The organism is Algoriphagus halophilus (assembly GCF_041729275.1).
GTDB lineage: Bacteria > Bacteroidota > Bacteroidia > Cytophagales > Cyclobacteriaceae > Algoriphagus > Algoriphagus halophilus_A.
This window is the reverse complement of record NZ_CP146486.1, coordinates 433,829-454,742: the sequence shown is the minus strand read 5'-3', so window position 1 is coordinate 454,742 and position 20,914 is coordinate 433,829. Positions and strand designations below refer to the sequence as shown.

Below are 20,914 nucleotides of genomic sequence, written 5' to 3'. Positions count from 1 at the left end.
ACGGTAGAGGCTGTCTCAAAAGTCCAATACTTTTCTGCCTTTGGGTTAAATATTCATCGGAAACACAAAAAGGGAATGACAGGTATTTCTATCTTTGGCACTTTTGAAAGACCCTGCCTACCGGCAGGCAGGCAAAAGTCCCCCAAAGTCTTTTGCCTGAATTGGCTTGAAAATGCCTTAGGACATTTTCTGCCAGATTGGGTCAAGCGCTAAAAATCAGCGGATTTCCGAACAAGTTCGGAACTAGCCGATTTTCTTAACGCTTATTGACTCCAATCTGTCACCAGCCACTTCAAAGCAAATCTTTCAGTTACTATTTGATGAAAAATATGAAGATTTTAGAATGAAGGATTGGTTGAAATCTTAAAAAATGAGATCAGAAAACAGAATACAATCTAAATCCGCCTTTCAATTTTGGGTGTTAAGAAATCAATTGTGAGGGTGGTAATTAGGAGGCTTGTTTGACGATAATTTTGCTATTCTAAACTTTATAATTTGGCAAAATTTAATGCAAAATTGAGGAGTTTGCCGACGTGTGGGGAGGAAATTGATTTTAACCCAAAAATGGACAGCGGTGGGTTTTTTGGTCCTTTTTCACCTACAGGAAAAAGGACGAAGAAGTTAAATAACAGTAAGGCTGGATTCCAAATAAAAGGGTGGATTGGAAAATTTAAAACCGAATCAAACCTTTTTTTAAAATAATTATTCTGTTGTCATTTGTTAGAATACCCTTGGTCCATTCAATTAAAAATCAATCACAAATTTAAGAAATCAACTCTTCTTGGAGAAAGCATAACAACAGGGATCATTACGGCTACTAAACAAACCTACCAATCCGATACTTCCAACGAACAACGAGTAGGATATTGAGAATAGGCCGTTTGCTAAATAGGTAAACTATCTATTCAAAAAGATAACCTAGTTTACTTGAAGGAGTAACTAGCTATTCAAAAAGGTTCAACCAGTATGCTGTAAGAATACTCAACTAGGCTATGAGAGTAAGCAGTTAACCAAATCAGCGAACCAATTATTCAAAATGGTTAACCAGTTATCCTTTGACCCCTAGGGGTACCTCGGAGGTGGGGTGGGGTACCTCGGAGGTACCTCAGTCTGATTAAATGCATCTTTCAGATCTTTTTGTAATTTGGGTCTTAGTGAAATCAAAACCCTACATACGACCCAAAGTTGCGGTTCCGAGATTCTCGGAGGAAAACGGCTTCTATACTACAGAAGCTAGGTCTTATAATATGTCCAAAATAAGAGGCAAGGACACTAAGCCAGAGAAGCTATTAAAGAAAGCCTTATGGCAAGCTGGAGTACGGTATAAAACTCCAAAACATAAACTTCCGGGTAAACCAGATATCTGTCTCAAAAAATACAAGCTCGTCATATTTGTAGATGGCACCTTTTGGCATGGATATGATTGGGAAAACCGTAAACATGCTATTAAATCCAATCGTGAATTCTGGATCGCCAAAATCGAGCGAAATATGCAACGTGACCAAGAGGTCAATGATTACTACAAATCCAAAGGCTGGACTGTCTTGAGGTTCTGGGAATTTGAGGTGAAAGGGGAGTTGGGTACTATTTTAAATAAGGTTTTAAAGCATTTTGAAGAATACAATTATTAAGTTATAAAGAAGCTGTCGAGAATAGGAAAAGTATTTAGTCTTTTACTAATCGATAAATTAGAGTTTTTCTAACCTCTCTTCCCAAATCCCTTTAATCACTTCCCCAACCTTCATAAACTCTTCCTCGGTAAAAGTATCCGTCTTGGCATTGTTGCACCAGTAGCAAGAGAAAACAAGATTACTAAGGTTACTATATTCCTCATTAGGAGCCAGACGCTCCAGCTCTAACTTTCTGCCTCTTCCACGCTTGGTCAACTCAGGATCTTTCTGCCATAATAATTCAATCTGTTCAGTAGTAATTCCACAGTAGTGACATTGAGGTATTGTATTCAAGTAAGCAGCTTCAAATTCATCATAGGATATATCACCACACTTCTTGATCCACAGATCGCGTATAGGCTTCAGCCTTTCCCTTTCCTCTTTTAGATCCTCCCACCAACCTTTAAACTCATTTCTTGGCAATTGTATCAAAAGTGCAACTTCATCATATCTTTTCCTCTCTATAAAGGCATAACGAAGAAAAAGCCTCTGCTTTTCTGAAAATACATTTTCCATAATTTAATTATTCTGTTGACTTGTATGTTAAACTAATAATAAATTATGTAATGCAAATAAGGAGGAACGATAATCCAAATAATGAATAGTTTTCGCTAAATAATTTTCAAGAATGTATTAGTTTAGCTTACCAAATTATATTAATCAGTTTCAAAATTTTTAATACTACTAATGCCCAAAGATTGGTCTGAACAAGAGGTAGAAATAGCCATAGCTGATTACTTCCATATGCTCAAAGAGGAGCTTAATGGCAGACCTTATAATAAGTCTTTCCATCGAAAACGATTGATTCAACTCCTGAATAAAAGAACGGAAAGCTCCATTGAATTTAAACATCAGAATATAAGTGCTGCGTTAGCAAACTTTGGTATTCCATTTATCAGAGGTTATAAACCACGGAGGAATTATCAAAAATCAATGCTGGATTATAAAATTTCTGAATTCCTTCAAAAGAACTTATTGGAATTTGAGATTGACTTCGAGCAATTTGCCGACTTAGTTCCAGAAATAGTAAAGTCTAAAACGAATTTCGAGTCTATGCAAGTCACGCCGCCCAAAATGGAGGTAGTGGCAGAACCAAAATATAGCTACATCAGTCGTCCAAATAAAATCAATTACCTGCAACGGGAACAGCAGAATCAGGAGCTTGGCAATAGGGGAGAATCCCTAATAATGCAATATGAGAAATGGAAACTAAATAAGCTTGGACTATATAACTTATCTGAGAGGGTAGAGTTGATCTCAGCTTACAACGATGGAGCAGGCTTCGATATTTTATCCCTAAATCCAAATGGTACTGACAAATACATTGAAGTAAAGACGACAAAATTGGCTAAAGAAACCCCTATTTTCTTCACAACTAACGAATACAAGTTTTCTAAAGAAAATCAAGACAAGTACCATCTCTATAGGGTATTTGACTTTGCCAAGTCACCTAGATTTTTTTCTGTTAAAGGTGATTTTGACTCTTTTTGTAGAAAAGAGCCTGTGCAGTTTAAGGGTTGGTTTTGACCAAATAAATATTTATTAACAAACCGCTTTATATACAACCACTTTTCCTTCAAAAATTTCTAATTTTTAACAAAATCAATTCCTACTCTAAGCGGATATCCAAATGCTTTATTCGCTAATCTTTGAGCATAATTTTCTTTTAAACTACCCAAAAGTTCAAATCTCATTTTTGTATTATTGAAATAAGCTAACAAGGAATTATTGTTGAATTTATTGTTTTCTATGAAAAAGTTTTAGGCTTACATTCTAATGCACTATTTTCCCAATAAATAGCCTCAATTTTATTTTCTATTTTTATAAAAGATAAAAATTTACCATCCGTACCATCTAACACTTTCTTTTTGGCATTTTGCGTATCCTCAACTAATACCCCTTCTACAAACCAAAATTGATTATTAATTTTACCAGGATTCAAACAATCGCAATGCGGGGTCAAACATAAAAAATAACGCTTCTTTTTTCCTACAACTTCTTTATTCTCCTCCTTTATAATATCTTCTTCAGAAATAAAAATATCACCAAAGCGTAGGAAATCATTCTTACTTCGTTCTTCAATATTTAATCTGTTATAAAAATAATTTAGTTTGTAAACTTCATCAAAACGTTTAGCTTTATTTGTATCTTTTTTAAACTCATTAAGTTTTGTACTACCATCATTTTGATCAAAATAATCATCTAAAACTTCGAATAGGTCTAATTTTCTTTCATATAAAAATGATGCGACCTGATCTTTAAGAATATCACGCAAAAATTCAACAAAAATAAAACGATTTGTTTCATTTTTATCTTTATGATAAAAGAAAGCTTCTTCAGTCAGATTATCAAAGTCTTTGCCGATAAATGCTGAATTTTCTCTAAAACGATTTCGCATTTCCAAGCCCATTAAAGTCAAAAATATATTATGTTCTTTCAGAAGTGATTCTAGGAATTTATTATATAATTGATTTCCTTCAATTTCCTTCCCAAATATTTTTACTATGGTATGGTTTATATACAAAGTCACGGAATCCAATGAATGCTGATAAGTTTTAGAATCTTCAAATGACGAATATCGTAATAATTCATTGTCTTGAGTTAGAATAGTTTTTAATTTTTGATATGCAGCATTCTTAATTAAAATATCCAGTTGATTGATTTTTTCTGAAAGCTCTTGTGATATATTATATTTTTTATTAAATGTTTTTTCCTCATTTACAATATTCTCACTATCAGCATTAATTATATTATCAAGAAAACTTTCTAATTCAACCCAATCATCATGGTTTTGATCGATCTCCCAATAGCTCTCTAATTCGGTTTCTTCTAAGTCTTTTCTATATTGAGCTTTAATATCATTGCTAACTTTTCCCCAAAAAAAACGATTGAGTTCTCTTTTTATATCCTCTGCATTTTCTTGACTATAAATACATGTGAAGTGTAAACTTTTTCTTTTGATCGCTTCATCCAGTATTTGTAAAGCTTGATCATGGTGATTTTTTCTAATTGCCAATCAAGAATCAGTAAGTCTTTATTCTTTAGATAAAATTCCATGTTCTTTTTCCATCCGGACTTTGTAAATTTGAAAGAATGAAGTAAACAATTTTTTGATTTGAAATCTTCATAAAGTTTTAAAGTACGATTGTGATCATCAATAAACGCAGGATTATAATTTTTTGATTTAAAACTTTCTAATGCTTTATCATCTATAAAAAGAGCAGATGAAATAGAATCCTCCAATATTTTTTCGGATACAATTTTATATGTAAGTGTTTCAGCCATTTTTCTAAAAATTATATTTTGTTGCCAATTATAAAGGCTGCTCCTTTTAGAATATTATATTCTTCATCGTTTGTTGCCCAAATATCAAGCCCAACAGATTGTAAATTATCTTTTGATAAATACAATCCCAAACCTCTTCCTTTGGGTCTTCGTGTATAGAATATTTTAAAAATATCTTCCAATGCTTTATCTCTAATTTGAGGTCCGTTATTAGCAATTATGAAAAAATCATTATCTGTGTCAAAATCTAAAATTATTTCGGGTTTTTCTACAGAGCGAAGCCAATAAATAGCATTGTTAATAATATTAATATATGCAGGAAGAATTACAGACTCAAAAGTATAAACACTTGATTTTTTAAAAGTTTCGGTTGAATGGAATTTAATATTTTCATCCTTAAAAGATTCACTGAAAAAGTTTAGTAAATACTCTTCAACATCATGTCCGGTGATTTGTGCTTTTTGTTCTTCTTGATCTTCTGTAAAGCGGATTTAAAGACTGATATTTAGTATTCAAATGCTCAAAAGCATTCTTCATATACTTGTAGTGCTTTTCAGATTCTTTAGAGCCTTTCAAATAGCTATTAATACTATTAATAGAAGTATTCAACTGGCTATACATACTATTGAGTTCATGATTAATGATTTCAACTGAAATACCTAATTGTGCAAGACTTTTAAAATCATCTAATTCTTGAAGAGCCGTTTCATACCTGTTTTTATAATAGCCAACTAATGCGTCATCATCAACTTCAAAATTTAGTTTCAATAAGTGATCAGATTTGGCATCTAAAATATTCTGGTATTTACTTTTAATAATAGTAAATCCAGACTCTAATAACTCTATACTTTTTTCTAAATTTTCTCTTGATAGCGGTGCAGGTATATTTTCGTCATAAATACCATCCAGTTTTGCCTTGAATTCATTTTCTGTCTTTTTGAATTCCTCTTTTATATTAGAAAAAGCTTGTTGAATAGCGGTTTCGCTGTTTTCCGTAATTACATTCAATAGTTCAATGTAGTTATTATATTTGTTCCTATATTCATTTAACAATTGCTTTTCTTCTACTTTAGCTAAAGCCTGTTTTCGAATATTTTCAAGTTCTTTTAACTTTGATTGATATTCCAAATAAGCATCTTCAATTTTTTCAAATGAGGCTTCTTCTCTTGAATTTAGCTCGAAACGTTTTGGCCTCTTAGGTTTGAGCGTGTCAAATTCAGATTTATTTTTCTCAATCTCTCTTAATGTAGATTCAATCTCCTGATAGATAACCTCTCTATCAGACAGTTTACTTTCTAATTTATCATATAATTTAAGAAATTCTTTATTTAGTTTTTCTAATCTATTTGGAAGCGTTTTAAGGTTATCTTTAAATGATTTTCTTTCTTCTTTTTCTTTTTCCTTTTCTTCTTTAGCTGAAGCTTTAGCAGTTTTTATTTTATCTAACTGGCTTTGCTTTATATCCTGCTTTGCATTAGTTCCAAAATATTCTTTCGCCAGATCTAAGAACAGACCTTCTAAATTAACTCTGAAATCTCGGAATGCCTGATTGTTAATAAAGCCTTCTCTACCTGCTTTATCTCTTAGCGCGGAATTATTTTCACGGTTTAGGGCAATATAACCAAACATTCTTCTGTAACTGAAAAAATAATTACCTGCATGTTTTGTTCTTCTCTCCTCAAAATTCAGAAAATCAGTTCTGGGTCTTCCGTATGGCAAAACTCTTAAGTTGTCACGATATATGTATAATCCGCCAAATGCACTTAATTTTTCATCATAGTACCTAAATACATTATCATCTAAAGAAGACTCACTTTTACCTGGAACAATACCCAGCCTAATATCAAATTTCCCATAAAGAGTTTTTTCATTAGCCGGTCTGTTAGGTCGATATGTATAATTTTCAATAAGCTGACCATAGACACGAATGTTTCCAGAAAAAGTACCATATTCGTCAAAACTCCCATCAATCAAATGATCAGGGTTTTCAAAATCAGTTTTTGAAAAAATGAATTACTGCCAATAAAATCTCTTTCACCTGTTTTATCTTTTATGAAAAATGAAGTGTTTACTGGTGCTTCATCCGCATTAAACTTGAATTCGTTATAAAAGCCAACTAATCCGGTTCTGATTTCATTAACGGTTTCAATATCCTGGTCATCTGAATTATTATGTCGGGTATTCCACTTTTTTACTAACCCAAATTGCTCATTTGGATTAAAAATTATGAATTTAGTCCCATGAATATTATCAGAGTCTCCTAACAGACTTTGAACAATCTCATCTTCAAAAAACCGTTGAGTTTTATACTTTTAACATCTTCAATAATACTCTCCTTAAGTTCGATTTGATCAGACCATTTTATATCAATTTCTTTCTGAGCATCAGCGTCTTTTGAAATTAAATTTGCCAAAAAATCTTGTTGCAAAATTTTAAATGAATTTCTGAAAGAGTCAATTGAATCAATGTGAGTAATAGGAATTGTAACCTCACTTAAAAACAAATTGTAGTTTTCTAATATTCTCCAGTCAAAAAACAAAGCTTGAATTGGACTGCCAATTTTCTTTGAGAGCATTAACATTGGTGAACCTAAATAAGAAACTGATAAACGACCAATTCCCTTTTCTCCCATAATAGGTCTGGTTTCTTTCCATAAAGTCTCTACTCCTTTCTCCGGTTTTTTATTTCTACTTTTAGAATCTGTACCCAATATGAGCCATTTATCTTCAATGTCCTTCCGATTCATTCCTTTCCCGTCATCAGACAGTACCACAAAATCAGTATTTACGTCTTCATATCCTTCTGTGTAATAGACTAAACTTAAATCATCTGCATAGGCATCATAGCCATTTTTCCATAACTCAGTTATGGCGGTTGGCAAATCTGCAATTTGCCCTTTTCCTAATAATTCAACCGCTCTGGCTTTCGTTCTAAATTGCATTACTATGATTTTGAATTATTGCCTCCCCAATTGCAGATGCATATTTAGGAGGAACTGCATTCCCTATCATCCTTGCAATTTTTGCAGTACTTGAACCACTGAATTTAAAATCTATAGGAAAAGATTGTAAGACAGCTCCTTCGCGTAAGGATATAGCTCTGTCTTCTTCTGGATGTGCAAACCTTCCATTTGAGATACTGAAAAATTTTGTAGTGATTGTTGGGGAAGGTCGATCCCACCACATACGACCATATATGTCTCGGAAACTATCAGTTTTTCCAAAATGACAAGGTGGGGCTAGTTCACTATTATATACATAAGATAATCTATCTCCACCATCCTTAGGTGTTATAGCCAACCTTTTTAAATTTAATTCATTTAGCCCAGCAACTGAATGTAAAAAATCAGAATCATCTTTATGTCCGGGAGCAACTTTTGGGAATCCATTCTTCTCCCCAAGAACCTCTCTAACTGTTACTTTCTTTTTAGTAGATGAAATTGGCGATATTTCTATTGAACTCACTCTATTTGCAATAAGGGTAAATCTTTTCCTATGCTGAGGTACCCCATAATTACTTACCTCATGAACATTGAAGTGAACTGTATAGCCACTAGTATTAAGCCATTCAATAAATCCTTCTAGTCCACTTTCTTCTTTTTTTCTAAGGACTCCAGGAACATTTTCTACAACCACATAGCCAGGATTAAAGTATTGAACAAACCTTTTGAACTCAATTAATAGATTTTTAGATTTTTCCGATTTTTTTTTATCTGTATTAATAATACTCCAAAACTGGCAAGGACTACATCCAATAAGAACCAAATTATCATCATTTGTTTTTAATGAAAGCCGGGTTTCAAGTTCTGTTTCAGATAATTCAAATACGTCTGCATGAATAAATTCAGCCCCATTAATATTAGCCTCATACGTTTCTTTGCATGATTCATCAAAATCAATTCCAGCCAGAACTTTAATTCCTGATTGTTGAATTCCATAGCTCATTCCTCCGCCTGAACAGAAGAAATCTACAGCTTTTAATTCTTTCATATAATAATAAATAACTTTAAAAACAGCTATTACAACTTTTGGTACAAAGTTTACGCCAAGGAAAAAATCTCCTCTAAAACAGTTTTGAATTAACTTGTTTTGGTAACAGTTGCTTATAATTATTCAAAAAAGGCAATTTTTAATAATAATTGATACCCAGTACTGGGTATTTTAGTTTAAATGAGGCAGTATTCGTCATATCCATTAAGCCAACTCCCTTAAATCCACAGGTACTACCCTAGAAACCCCTGCTTCGATCATGGTAATGCCATAGATAATATCCGTGCTGGCCATGGTGCGCTTGTTATGGGTCACGATGATAAACTGTGACTCTCCACTAAAACGTTGGATAATCTGGTTGAACTTGTCAATATTGGCATCATCCAATGGCGCATCCACCTCATCAAAAATACAGAATGGGGCTGGTTTCAAAAGGTAGATGGAGAAGAGTAGGGAAGTGGCAGTGAGGGTCTTTTCTCCTCCTGAAAGCTGATTGATGGTCAATGGGCGCTTGCCCTTCGGCTTGGCCATGATTTCAATGGCAGATTCCAAAGGATTATCTGGGTCTACTAAAGTAAGATCGCAATCATCCTGCTCGGTAAAAAGGGAACGGAAGACCTTGATAAAGTTCTCCTTGATCTTGCCAAAGGCATCTAAGAATGTATCCTTGGCTACCTGATCGATTTCCTTGATGGTATTCAATAGTGATTCCTTGGCTTTGATCAGATCTTCCTTCTGAGTGGTGATAAAGTCATGACGGACCTTAATTTCATCATAAGCCTCCATGGCCATCGGGTTGATCGGTCCGATTTTCTCCAACTTCTCTTTTCTTGCGTACTAGCTCTCGTAAATCATCTTCTTTGAACTCCAAAAACTCCTCATCCAAATTGGGATTCTCCTCCATCAGCTGATCCAAGTCCAGATCAAACTCCACAGAAAGACGTTCTTTCATTCCACTCATTTTGAGCTTCGTTTCATTGATCGAATTTTGGAGTTCATGCAGGAGTTCATCATGCATCTCCTTGCTCTTTTGCAAACTTCGGATTTTTTGATCGGTCTCATCGATCAGCCCTCGGTGGGCATAATAGTCTTTTTCGGCTTCCTGAACACCTTGTTCTATCCCTTCTTTTCGGAATACAATTCAATCAACTCATCGTCTTTGACTTCGTTGTTTTGAAGTAAACCTTTGATTTCAGAATCAAGGGAACTCAATTCCGCCTGTGACTTTTCAATTCGTTCCTTGCTGCTTTCATAAGCATTCTGCTTGAATTCAATTTCCTGATCCAAGGAATTTACCCGATTGAGTTGCTGGTGATAGAGAATGTTCTCCTGGTTAAAAGCTTGGGATTTCTCCGTCAATCGAGCAGACTCTTCCTCCAGGTTTTCATTCAGGATTTCCAGGTCTTCATGAGCAGATTCGTATTCAGCTTTCTCCTCAAACAATTGGGGTTGAATCTCGGTCAAACTTTCTTCCAAGCTGGCAATACGGTCTAAAATATCCTCCCTCTTATTCGCATTGGAGCTTAGGAGCTCAGCAAGCTGTTCCTTTTTAGTGCGAACGGAAACGTAATTCTGGTTGATCTCATTGATCTGTTGTTGACTTTCTTCCAACACCTTTTTGTAGCTGACTTCTTTCAGCTTCATCAGGTCCGAAAGCTTTTGATCCAGGTTGTTACGGGTAGCAGAAACCTTTTTGTTTAGATCCTTGATTTCTTTGTCCAGTTTTTCAAGGTTTTTGGCTCTACCGATTCTCTTTCCTTCAAATAAGCCAACTGATCCTCCAGAAAGGCTGAATTTACGTTTGGTGAACTTTCCATTTTCAGAGATAAAGACTGAATCATTATCCAGAGGAAAATCCTTGTGATCCCCTTCCACAATGTAGACATTGTCCAAAATGAAGTTGATCAATCTACTGTATTTGACATCAAACTCAATGATCTCGGTTGCAGCAATGGCATTGGAAAAGAGTTTGGTTTGACTTGGCTTAAAGCGTTCAAAATGCTCCAAAACAAAGAAATTGGCTTTTCCTCTAGCTGCATCACTTAACAAATGTATGGCAGTAATTGCCTGGGCTTCGGTTTCCACTACATAGTAGTTCATATAGCCCTCCAGGTAATTCTCGATGGTCACCCGGTATTTTTCATCCGTGGTGAGTAGATCGGAGAGGAGTGGGGTATCCTTGCCCCAGGAGTTGTTTTTCTTCAAGAATTTGATCGCCTCTGGAAAACCTTCCAGATTTTCCACCAAAGATTTGGTGAGGTTGTATTCGTTTTGTTTGGAATCCAGCTTTCTGGAAGAAGTGGTCAATTCCTCCCGAATCATTTCGATGACCTTATTGGTATCTTCTATCTTTTGATCTAGGTCTTCCTGCTTGGCTTTCTTTCCTTCGTATTCTTGGGTTGCAGCATCCAGTTCACCTTTCAAGGATATCAATTTTTCCTCGAAATCTACCAAATTTGCCTCTTGAGAGGAATCATCGGAGGAAGTTCGTTCCAGTTCCTGCTTTAAGGTGGATAGTTGAATCTGCTTTATTTCCAGTTCTTTGGTGAGTTGGTATACTCGCTCCTTTAAACGTTCAAAAGTGGCGTTTAAGGTTTTTTGTTTTGTTTGATGCTCCGTATGGACTCGCTTCTGGTTCTCATAAGCTTCTCGAAGTTCTCCCACAATCAGTTCCTTTTCTGCCAACATTTTAGCTGCGGACTCCTGTTCGTGTTTCAGGGAACGAATGGAAAAACCTGCCCGATCATTGGATTTTCGATCTACTTCGATCTGTTCCCGGAGTTTCTGGGAACGATCCTCCAAAAAGCGTAGACGCTCATTTTTGATCTTTTTCTCTGACTCAAAAGTTCGGATTTTGTTGACATGATCATTCAAGGTTTTCTGACGGGAAGCCAGTAATTTTTCCTTGTTGATCAAATCCGATTTTAACTGATTCAACAGGGCCTCTTGATCCGCAATTTGAGTTTGCAGCTGAAGCTTTTTGTCACTTTCACGCTCGATGTCCTTGGTAGTGGAAAGGAGGGAATTGGTGTATTTTTCAATACTTTTTTTGGCCAGATTGATACTGGCTGTTTTATAGTCTTTTTTGATCTCAAAGTACTTGGCGGCTTGTTTCGCCTGCTTCTCCAAACTCTTTAAGTTCTTTTCAATTTCATATAAAAGATCTTCTACACGATCCAGATCCCCATCGGTATCGTCCAGTTTTCGGAGGGTTTCCTTTTTACGGTTTTTGAATTTTGAAATTCCAGCTGCTTCTTCGAATAGATCCCTTCTGGAGTTGTTTTTATCATTCAGCAACTCATCGATCATCTTGAGTTCGATGATGGCGTAGGAGTTAGAATTAATCCCTGTATCCATAAACAGGTTGGTGATATCCTTCAGACGGCAGGTAACGCCGTTGATTTGGTATTCACTTTCCCGGAGCGGTAGTAACGACGGGTGATCGTCACATGGGTATATTCGGTAGGAAGAAGGTTTTTGGTATTTTCAAAGGTGAGGGAAACTTCGGCCAGATTGGAAGGCTTACGGTTTTTGGTGCCATTGAAAATGACATTTTCCATTTTGTCAGAGCGGAGCATTCGGGTTTTTTGTTCCCCCAACACCCAACGGATGGCATCAACTACATTTGACTTTCCACAGCCATTTGGTCCTACTACGCCTGTGATTCCCTTATCAAAATGAATCACCATTTTATCGCCAAAACTCTTAAATCCCTTGATCTCCAGCTTACTGAGCAGCATCCTTTTTTGTTAATCTGAAATAAGGAACAAAATAAGATCATTTGGCAGATTGTCCAAGGATTTAAGGAATCTTGCAGGATGTTTTTGTGTAGTAGGCAGTCACAGTTGGCAAGCTGATAATTGTCTACTCCCAAAAAGTGCCATCGGCTCGAAGGTTTGGTAAACATTGCGATAACGATATCAGTCCCATCGGGACGAAAGCCAGGTAACAAATAAGTGCAAAGGAATTTAAAGTGCCATCGGCACGATAACTACCTGATACATCATAAATCATACATCCTAAATCAACCCGTCTCCGTCCTCCAGCAATACCTAGAGAATTCCAAAAAACGTTGCTGCGCTGGAGGGAAATGGTTTTTGATCTTTTATACCAGGCATTCCATCCTTCGTTCCTCAGGATTTCATGCCTGGCTACAGAAATTTGACCCCTACAGGGTCTAGAAGCTGCTAACAATCATATAATCCTAGACCCATTTCAGCTTTCTGACTTTTCTGACCACTGAACACTGACCACTGGTTACTAACCACTGACCTCTAAATCCTTTTCAGCTTTCTGACTTTAGCCTTCTGATTTTTCTGAACACTGAACACTGACCCCTGACCACTGTGTCATACACCATAAATCAGAAATCCTAAATCAACCCGTCTCCGTCCTCCAGCAATACCTAGAGAATTCCAAAAAACGTTGCTGCGCTGGAGGGAAATGGTTTTTGATCTTTTATACCAGGCATTCCATCCTTCGTTCCTCAGGATTTCATACCTGGCTAATCAGCTAAGACCCCGCTGGGGTCTTTTTACTGCAAACTGCGAATGAACACAGTAAACCATTTTGATAGAAATTAAAAGATTTCTCAGTTGTTCCTCCTTCGAAATGACCCATAGATGTTCCTGCTAAATGGACTCCTATAACTTACTGCTGATAGTTAAGACTGATCACTGAAAACTGACCACTGACCACTGAACCCTTTTCAGCTTTCTGACTTTAGCATTCTGATTTTTCTGACCACTGAATACTGAACACTGACCACCGGTTACTGACCACTGACCACCGGTTACTGACCACTGACCTCTAGACCCTTTTCAGCTTTCTAATTTTATACTTCTGATTTTTCTGATCACTGAATACTGATCACTGATCTCTGTGTCATACACTATATATCAGAAATCAGAAATCCTAAATCAACCCGTCTCCGTCCTCCAGCAATACCTAGAGAATTCCAAAAAACGTTGCTGCGCTGGAGGGAATTGGTTTTTTGATCTAATAAACCAGGCATTCCATCCTTCGTTCCTCAGGATTTCATACCTGGCTAATCAGCTTAGACCCCGGTGGGGTCTTTTTATTGCAAACTGCGAATGAACACAGTAAACCATTTTGATAGAAATTAAAAGATTTCTCAGTTGTTCCTCCTTCGAAATGACCCATAGATGTTCCTGCTAAATGAACTCCCATAACTTCCTGCTGATAGTTAAGACTGATCACTGAAAACTGAACACTGACCACCGGTTACTGACCACTGACCTCTAGACCCTTTTCAGCTTTCTGACTTAAGCTTTCTGATTTTTCTGACCACTGTTAGCCTTGTCCTAATATAGATTTACCAAAAATCCCCCTTGCCCCCTTTGTATTTTACATTTGCTTCCATTTTTGATCCTTCTTCAAGGGGAGTTGCCCCGAATCAAAAAGTGCCATAGGCACGAAGGTTTGGTAAAAAGTAAATGTAACCGGATCAAAAGTGCCGTAGGTACGACACAAGAACAGCGATCTCCAAAAAAAATACTATCTTCCCTTATGGATTTAGGAAACATCATCTATCTCGTTGCGGTCATTGTATATTTTATTTACCAGATCAGCAAAAACAAAAAATCCGGAGAGCCAATGGAGGAGCAGGGAACGCCTAAAGAAAGTCCCAAAGCTCCCACTACTTTTGAGGATTTGATGCGCGAAATCCGGGAAGCACAAAACCCAAACCGCCCTAAACCTGCGCCTAAACCCATAGCCCAACAAGTGGAAGTTGAGGAAATCAAGCCAGAGCCTATTAAAAAGAAATGGTATGAAGAGGCCGATGATGAAATTTCTTATTACGATGGGGCTTATGAAAAAGCAAAGACTGCAGCTGAAAAGGCAATTCCAATATCCCAATTAGAGTTTTCAGAAATTGGAAAGCAGGCTTATAAAAAACCAGAGCAGAAAGTAAATCGCTATGCTCAATTAATGAAAGACCCTCAGTCTGTCAAAGATGCTGTAGTCCTTTCAGAGATTTTAAATAGAAAGCATTTTTAAGAGTTTATCGATCAAAGGAATGGGATTTTATTAAGAGTTAGATCCATTGGCTTGATTACAAGTTTGTGAATCAGGTGTTTAAATTTTTTTAATTCCTGTGATCCAAAAACATCTGGCTTTCGTAAGTGTTTACATCTAAACAAAATCAGAAAGCTATGGATCCATTATCAACCAACCAATCGGGAAAACTTACCAAATCAAGAAGGGAATTTATTGAGAAATCAGGCTTGACAGCAGCTCTTACAATGTTTGGAATAGGATTTTTACATCCTGCTCAAATTCTGATGATATGGAGCCCACTGGAAGCACCGGTACACCCATGAATCCAGGGACTGGAAGTGGAACAGGCATTTCGGTATCTGGAAATAAGATTACGGTAGATTTAAGTATTCAAAAAGATCTGAATGCCGATGGAGGATGGCTTTTGATTACTAATGGGAAAACGTTGGTTTCTAAGGTGGGAAGTGAATTTATCGCTCTTACTTCGGTTTGTACTCATTCAGGCTGCGATACCAATTGGAGTTTTTCCAACGCTACCTACAATTGTGCTTGTCACGGATCCAAGTTTGATACACAAGGGAATGTAGTTTCAGGTCCTGCAACTCAACCTTTAAAAGTGTATGACACGGCAGTTTCCGGGAATATATTGACGATAACCAAGTAGGCTATTGGGTAGCTAATTGAAATTTCCTGATCCAAAGGTTTGCGATTTTCTCTTCAGATTCTAACTGGTAGTTTTTCATTTTCAGCCAACTCTCTAGAAGATCCACATCAGCCTGCTCTTTGGGGTATGCATGTTTGTAGTACTCATAAATGACGACCTGAATTCCTTTAGGGAGATCTCTATTCAGTTCCTGTAAAGACTCTATAGGGAAGAGTTTCATAGGGCTCACTCTACTTTCAGGCAATAAAATCTCACGGGAAAAATAGATGAAGTTATTGGTAAGAATAATATGCTCTTTATCAGTAGATTGGGATAATTCAGTTAGAGTATCAGTTAAATTTTGATATTGTTTTAATTGCTTTTGATAATAAATAGAAAATATAGCAGGTAAGGCCAAAACGATTCCCAAAATCGCAAGCTGTACCGTTCTTTTTTTAATCCAAATTACAGGGATCAATGCGCATAAAAATAAGGCTTGTTTAGCATCTCCCTGAATGGCCGAAATGATGATTCCCAAAACCATCAAGCTGAACAATGCCATTTTCCATACCCTGGAGTTTTGCCAATAATTCCAGCCCAAAGTAATGAGGAAGGAAAGTATCGGAATAAGAATGATCAAATGCCTTGGATTGAGATAAATAGGGTTATAAAATTCCAGTGTTGAGCTCATCAGCCAGAACCCCAAAAGAAGGCAAATAAAAGCAAGCGCAAACTCAAAATTGAAAGATTTCTGGAACTTCATTCCTTGGTAGATTCCTGGAATCGCAAATACCAACCAAGGCCAATAGGCACGCTCTACAAAAGTAGAGAAGGGGGTAATGGTTAAGCGCTCTATAATTGCCCCTACACCTTTATCGGCATAGGTGTATTCAGAAATATAATGTCCTGCATTGATCGAAGTAATTCTATAGAAGGGATCTCCAAATTGAATCCAAAAGTAGGTGAGGTAAAGACTAGCCAAAAGAAGTCCAGAGGCAGCTACGCTGCTATAAAAAGATGACTGAATGGATTTGTTTTTCAGGTCAAAGAGAAATAATAGGGCCACAAATGGAACAAAGAAAATAATGGTTTCTTTTGTCAGAAATCCTACAAAAAGAGCGAGCACAAGAATAATTCCTGCTAGGATTGGCTGTTCTTTTCTGTAGCAGGCTACCACTGGAATACTAGTGACCCAGAGTACTAAGGAAGAATCAGGATATACTTTGGTGATAAAATGCAAAAAATAAACGTGCGTGCAAAACCATATCGTGAGGATCCAAGCCCATTTTTTATCAGGTAAAACCTTATACAAAACCAATAAAGTAATCAGGTAGCAAAGGAGAGAAAATCCAGAGATGATATGGGGATCCAATCCAAAGAAGTGTCCCAACAAACCAGCGGGGATATATGCTCCCCATCGACTGGAAAAATGGTAAGAATTGACCTCCATGGTTCCTTCCCAAAAGCTCTTTCCCGCCAAGATGTAGTATACATCATCACTAAAGGTAATCCCATCAAACCCTATCCACCAGAATCCAACCAAGAACAAGGTTCCTACGAGTAGTGGAAGGTTTTGTTGTCTGTTATCTAGTAAGGTGTCTGTTCTCATGTAGGGCTAAAAATAGGGAATTTTGTATACCAAAGCTTCTAGGTATTGAAGTATTGAAATTTATCCTTTTATAGACTATTTGATAGATATAGATTTATAATTCAATAATTATAGTGGTCTGCTAGTTTTTAATTTTTGGGCAGAATTAACTCCCCCTTAGCAAGGGGGTAGGGGGATTGTATAAAATTTCATATCTTAAAATCATGTTTTTTGCCTTATAATAGATCTCTTAAAGACTTTTCCAGGGAATTACGAAATCATTCCACTTTAGCTGAAATTTTGCTTTGGAAGGAATTAAGAACGAATAAATTTCGAGGGTACAGTTTTAATAGACAGAAGCCTTTAGGAAACTATATTGTTGATTTTTATTGTAAGAAATTAGACTTGGTAATTGAAGTGGATGGGGATTCCCATGTTCACCAAGACGCAGTTTTGGAAGATAATATAAGGCAAAAAGTACTTGAAGAGTACGGACTTAGTTTTTTTAGGATATCTGATGCAGAGATCAAAAGGCATATGCCACATGTCCTGAATTCTTTGAATAATTTGATAGATGATTTGGAATTGGAAAAAGGGCTTGATCGGACTTATTTCTTTTGATTTCTAAAATCCCCCTTACTCCCTTTACAAAGGGGAGTTGGTCAAGAATTCCAAATTCAATTTTATGGAATATTTAAAAGTCTAACAATTTAAGTCTTCATGTTAAAGTTTATGATTAGGGTTCAAAATACTTTTTCAATGATATGGCTTCAGTAAACTCTTTGAATGAAAGCTATCTCTATGTTTTTGTAGGAACGACTCTTCCTTAGCAAAGGGAAGTTAGTTAAGAATTCCAAAATCAATTTTAGGAAATATTTAAATGTTTAACTTATAAGACTTTATGTCTAAAGACCTTGAATAGAATTCAAAATACTTATTTAAAATTCGAATTTTGTAAACTCTTTGAATGAATCCTTTCTTATTGTTTTTGTAGGAACGACTCCCCCTTAGCAAGGGGGCTAGGGGGATTGTTTTCTTTCGACAATAACCGTCAAAAACTTTTTCGCTTAGCGTCCTTTCTTTAGTTTTAAATTTAATTTTGAAACAATGGCTCAAGCGGGAAAAATAGAACAACAAAAGATCTTACGGGTATTTAAGCTGATTAACCTCCTTCAAGGGAATATTGGAAAACCAGTTCACAGACTAGCCGAGTTACTGGAGACAGATGAACGCACCATCTATCGGTACTTTAAATTGTTGGAAGCTTTGGGCTTTGAGGTTGTCAAAGAGTTTAGTAAATATAAAATCCAACAAAGACCCGGCATTGATCAAACTCTAAACTATGGTACCTTCTCCCAGGAGGAGAGCCAATGGCTGAAGTCCATGATCGAAAGTCAAGGAAAAGGAAACTTGTTGCACGATTCAATTCTACAAAAGCTTCAGGTGCGATCTGAGATAAAAAAAGGATCAGAACAGCTATTTAAAGCAAATTTGGGACGCTTTGTGGATGAGTTGGGTAAGGGAATTCAAAGTAAAACGCAGGTATGGCTTAAAGACTACTATTCCTTGAGCAGCGATACCACCAGTGATCGATTGGTAGAACCAGTTGCTTTTTCTTCTACCTACGAAAGCATCCATGCCTTTGAGCCTGAAAGTAAAACCATGAAAGTGTTTAAAATCGAACGAATAGGAGAAGTAGTGATATCTACCATGCCCTGGAAATTCGAGAATAAACATCAGGTACCGGGCGCACAGCTATTTGGTTTTTCTGGGAAAAGCAGGTTTAAGGTCAGATTGAAACTCTCCAAAAAGGCCTATCAGTTAATGATGGAGGAACATCCAAATGCACGCCCATTTATGGATGTCAAGAATAGAAATCAATATTATTTTGAAGGTGAAGTACCCCAGTTACCTGGTTTAGCACGGTTTATTTTGGGATTACCTGGTGAAATTAAAGTGGAAGAAGGAGAAGAGTTGAAAGCTTATTTACAAGAACAGTTGGAGCGAGTTACCTATTAATTAATTTATAAAGTTCTGTAATTAAGGAGCCTGTAGTTGGAATAAACTAATTTTATTTTTTAACTTATTGATTATCAGTTAACAATTAAACTTTTTAAAGATGATTAATAAGCCAAAACTCAGTTTAGGGCTACTTTTTTTAGCCCTTTTTACTTTTTCCTGTGTACAGGAAAATTCGTCTCCAGACTTAACTCAGCAATTGGCTGAGGAAGAGCAGCAGAAACTTATCACTAGTCCAGAAATCGATCAACTCATCCTACAATCTTTACGAGAGACGGGCGACTTTCTCTGGATGAATCAAACTGATCAGTTGATTTGGAGTGCCTTGGTACAAAGTGATTCGGTTTTAACAATTGGGTATAGTCCGGTGTCTATCAAGTCTCCCAATGCTAAAATCGGTATCGAATCCGTTCAAATCCCAGCTTGGCAAGAGTCCGCCCAAAAGATTCTACAAATGATTTCAGAAACCCTTGAACAAAAGGGAGCACCCCAACTCAGATTGGGAAATGAGATTGCCGTCATTCATGAGGACTTACCTTATCTGGAATTAAAAGTCTCCAGTTTAGAAGTACTTCGAAATTTAAGGCAAATGGGAGAGGTAAGATATTTTGAGCCTTTGAGTTATGAATTCAATTACAATCTCTTGAATCAGGGTCAAGATGCAAGGTATTTTTCAGACTCTGGTTGTTCGAATGATCCTGCCATCAACTTACCTACTGGTGATTACACTTCGATTTCACCAAATGCCAAAGCATCCTGGAATTACCCTCAAATGGGAGTTTCTCAGGCCTGGTCTCAAAGTACTGGAGATAATATTACCATTGGGTTGATCGATACAGGGGTTTCACCAAATCAACCTTTACTGGGATCAGCATTTCAAAGCGGGGCATCAGTTAGCAGAAGCATTGAAAAATATGGAACCTATAAAACGGGGTATTGGTGGTGGAAGAAATACGATGGTCCAAATGACCAGTGCGGGCATGGGACATCCATGGCAGGGGTGATTGCCTCTCCTAGAAATGGGGTAGGGAATACAGTGGGAGTGGCTTATAATGCCAATTTGATTTCTGTCAGAGGAACCAGCGATGTGATCGTGAATTCAGGAAATGAAAAAGATGGAGTAGCTGAGGCCTTGGTACTGTTAGGGAAGAGGGCTGATGTGAAAATTATCAGTATGTCCATTGGTGATATTTTCTCTAATTCCAAAGTGGCTGATGCGGTACGTTATGCTTATAACCGAGGAAAATTGATTTTTGCAGCAGCAGGCACTTCCACTTCCTTTACCAATTGGTATGGAGTGATTTTTCCTGCAACCATGGCTGAAACTGTAGCAGTTACAGGAATCAAAGAAGGGGCAAGCTATCAACGATGCAATACCTGTCACTCAGGTTCCCAAGTAGATTTCACGGTGATCATGGAACGCTCCACCTCGGAAAACAAACCCTTGTCTCTGGCCATGTCAGGTAATATCCCTTCTACGGTAGGAGGTTCATCGGTTGCCACTGCCACTGCTTCTGGGATTGCAGCCTTATTATGGGCGAAAAATCCAAATTGGAACAGGGACCAAATCCTGAACCAATTGACAGTTACATCAGATTTATATCCTTCTAGAAGTTCACAATATGGATGGGGAAATTTAAATGCTGGAGCAGCTTTAGGTATTTATTGATATGTTTTAGACTAGGTTCGAACTGACATT

The 20,914-nt window shown here is 36.8% G+C and carries 16 protein-coding genes and 1 pseudogene; 8 read left to right on the top strand and 9 right to left on the bottom strand.

All coding sequences use genetic code 11. From position 1 onward, the window contains the following. The first annotated feature begins 1,118 nt into the window (after window positions 1–1,118). Window positions 1,119–1,631, top strand: a complete 513-nt coding sequence (locus V8V91_RS02425) for a very short patch repair endonuclease (RefSeq protein ID WP_373398597.1) — start codon at window positions 1,119–1,121, stop codon at window positions 1,629–1,631. 57 nt (window positions 1,632–1,688) lie between these two features. Here the strand turns inward: V8V91_RS02425 and V8V91_RS02420 are convergent, their stop codons facing one another. Beyond that, window positions 1,689–2,186: a hypothetical protein gene (locus V8V91_RS02420; protein ID WP_373398596.1), complete on the bottom strand. Its 498-nt coding sequence runs from the start codon at window positions 2,184–2,186 to the stop codon at window positions 1,689–1,691. Between the two features lie 171 nt (window positions 2,187–2,357). On the opposite strand from V8V91_RS02420, the gene V8V91_RS02415 reads away from it, so the two are divergent. Continuing rightward, the gene (locus V8V91_RS02415) at window positions 2,358–3,197 is read left to right on the top strand and encodes a DUF3883 domain-containing protein (protein ID WP_373398595.1); all 840 of its coding nucleotides are present in this window, start codon (window positions 2,358–2,360) and stop codon (window positions 3,195–3,197) included. 220 nt (window positions 3,198–3,417) lie between these two features. Here V8V91_RS02415 and V8V91_RS02410 read toward each other — a convergent pair whose 3' ends face one another. The 7 genes and pseudogenes from V8V91_RS02410 to smc all read right to left on the bottom strand — a co-directional run bounded on the left by V8V91_RS02410 (window position 3,418) and on the right by smc (window position 12,684). Continuing rightward, complete coding sequence (locus V8V91_RS02410) at window positions 3,418–4,686, bottom strand: hypothetical protein (RefSeq protein WP_373398594.1); 1,269 nt, start codon at window positions 4,684–4,686, stop codon at window positions 3,418–3,420. Beyond that, window positions 4,572–4,955, bottom strand: a complete 384-nt coding sequence (locus V8V91_RS02405) for a response regulator receiver domain (RefSeq protein ID WP_373398593.1) — start codon at window positions 4,953–4,955, stop codon at window positions 4,572–4,574. The genes V8V91_RS02410 and V8V91_RS02405 overlap by 115 nt, the downstream gene beginning before the upstream one ends. 11 nt (window positions 4,956–4,966) lie before the next feature. Further along, window positions 4,967–5,257 carry an ATP-binding protein gene (locus V8V91_RS02400; protein WP_373400599.1) on the bottom strand — a complete coding sequence of 97 codons (291 nt, stop codon included), beginning with the start codon at window positions 5,255–5,257 and terminating at the stop codon, window positions 4,967–4,969. Window positions 5,258–5,393: 136 nt separating this feature from the next. Further along, window positions 5,394–6,929: a hypothetical protein gene (locus V8V91_RS02395; RefSeq protein WP_373398592.1), complete on the bottom strand. Its 1,536-nt coding sequence runs from the start codon at window positions 6,927–6,929 to the stop codon at window positions 5,394–5,396. Between the two features lie 286 nt (window positions 6,930–7,215). Continuing rightward, window positions 7,216–7,896: an ATP-binding protein gene (locus V8V91_RS02390; RefSeq protein ID WP_373398591.1), complete on the bottom strand. Its 681-nt coding sequence runs from the start codon at window positions 7,894–7,896 to the stop codon at window positions 7,216–7,218. After that, on the bottom strand, window positions 7,886–8,944 hold the full coding sequence (locus tag V8V91_RS02385) for a DNA cytosine methyltransferase (protein ID WP_373398590.1): 1,059 nt from the start codon (window positions 8,942–8,944) through the stop codon (window positions 7,886–7,888). The genes V8V91_RS02390 and V8V91_RS02385 overlap by 11 nt, the downstream gene beginning before the upstream one ends. Window positions 8,945–9,148: 204 nt before the next feature. Next, window positions 9,149–12,684: pseudogene (smc, locus tag V8V91_RS02380) on the bottom strand (chromosome segregation protein SMC). Between the two features lie 1,789 nt (window positions 12,685–14,473). Between smc and V8V91_RS02375 the strand changes: the two are divergent. The 3 genes from V8V91_RS02375 (at window position 14,474) to V8V91_RS02365 (ending at window position 15,629) form a co-directional block, all read left to right on the top strand. Further along, the gene (locus V8V91_RS02375) at window positions 14,474–14,965 is read left to right on the top strand and encodes a hypothetical protein (RefSeq protein WP_373398589.1); all 492 of its coding nucleotides are present in this window, start codon (window positions 14,474–14,476) and stop codon (window positions 14,963–14,965) included. A 155-nt stretch (window positions 14,966–15,120) separates the two neighbouring features. Beyond that, window positions 15,121–15,288: a hypothetical protein gene (locus tag V8V91_RS02370; RefSeq protein ID WP_373398588.1), complete on the top strand. Its 168-nt coding sequence runs from the start codon at window positions 15,121–15,123 to the stop codon at window positions 15,286–15,288. Then, window positions 15,285–15,629 carry a ubiquinol-cytochrome c reductase iron-sulfur subunit gene (locus V8V91_RS02365; RefSeq protein ID WP_373398587.1) on the top strand — a complete coding sequence of 115 codons (345 nt, stop codon included), beginning with the start codon at window positions 15,285–15,287 and terminating at the stop codon, window positions 15,627–15,629. Before V8V91_RS02370 ends, V8V91_RS02365 begins: the two co-directional genes overlap by 4 nt. A 1-nt stretch (window position 15,630) precedes the next feature. Here the strand turns inward: V8V91_RS02365 and V8V91_RS02360 are convergent, their stop codons facing one another. Then, window positions 15,631–17,217: an ArnT family glycosyltransferase gene (locus tag V8V91_RS02360; RefSeq protein WP_373398586.1), complete on the bottom strand. Its 1,587-nt coding sequence runs from the start codon at window positions 17,215–17,217 to the stop codon at window positions 15,631–15,633. 210 nt (window positions 17,218–17,427) lie between these two features. Here V8V91_RS02360 and V8V91_RS02355 point away from each other — a divergent pair, with 210 nt between their 5' ends. The 3 genes from V8V91_RS02355 (at window position 17,428) to V8V91_RS02345 (ending at window position 20,884) form a co-directional block, all read left to right on the top strand. After that, complete coding sequence (locus tag V8V91_RS02355; RefSeq protein ID WP_373398585.1) at window positions 17,428–17,817, top strand: endonuclease domain-containing protein; 390 nt, start codon at window positions 17,428–17,430, stop codon at window positions 17,815–17,817. Between the two features lie 486 nt (window positions 17,818–18,303). Continuing rightward, a complete protein-coding gene (locus tag V8V91_RS02350; protein WP_373398584.1) occupies window positions 18,304–19,215 on the top strand; it encodes a helix-turn-helix transcriptional regulator in 912 nt (303 codons plus the stop codon). 100 nt (window positions 19,216–19,315) lie between these two features. Beyond that, window positions 19,316–20,884, top strand: coding sequence for a S8 family serine peptidase (locus V8V91_RS02345; protein WP_373398583.1), 1,569 nt, complete (start codon window positions 19,316–19,318; stop codon window positions 20,882–20,884). Window positions 20,885–20,914: the final 30 nt, after the last annotated feature.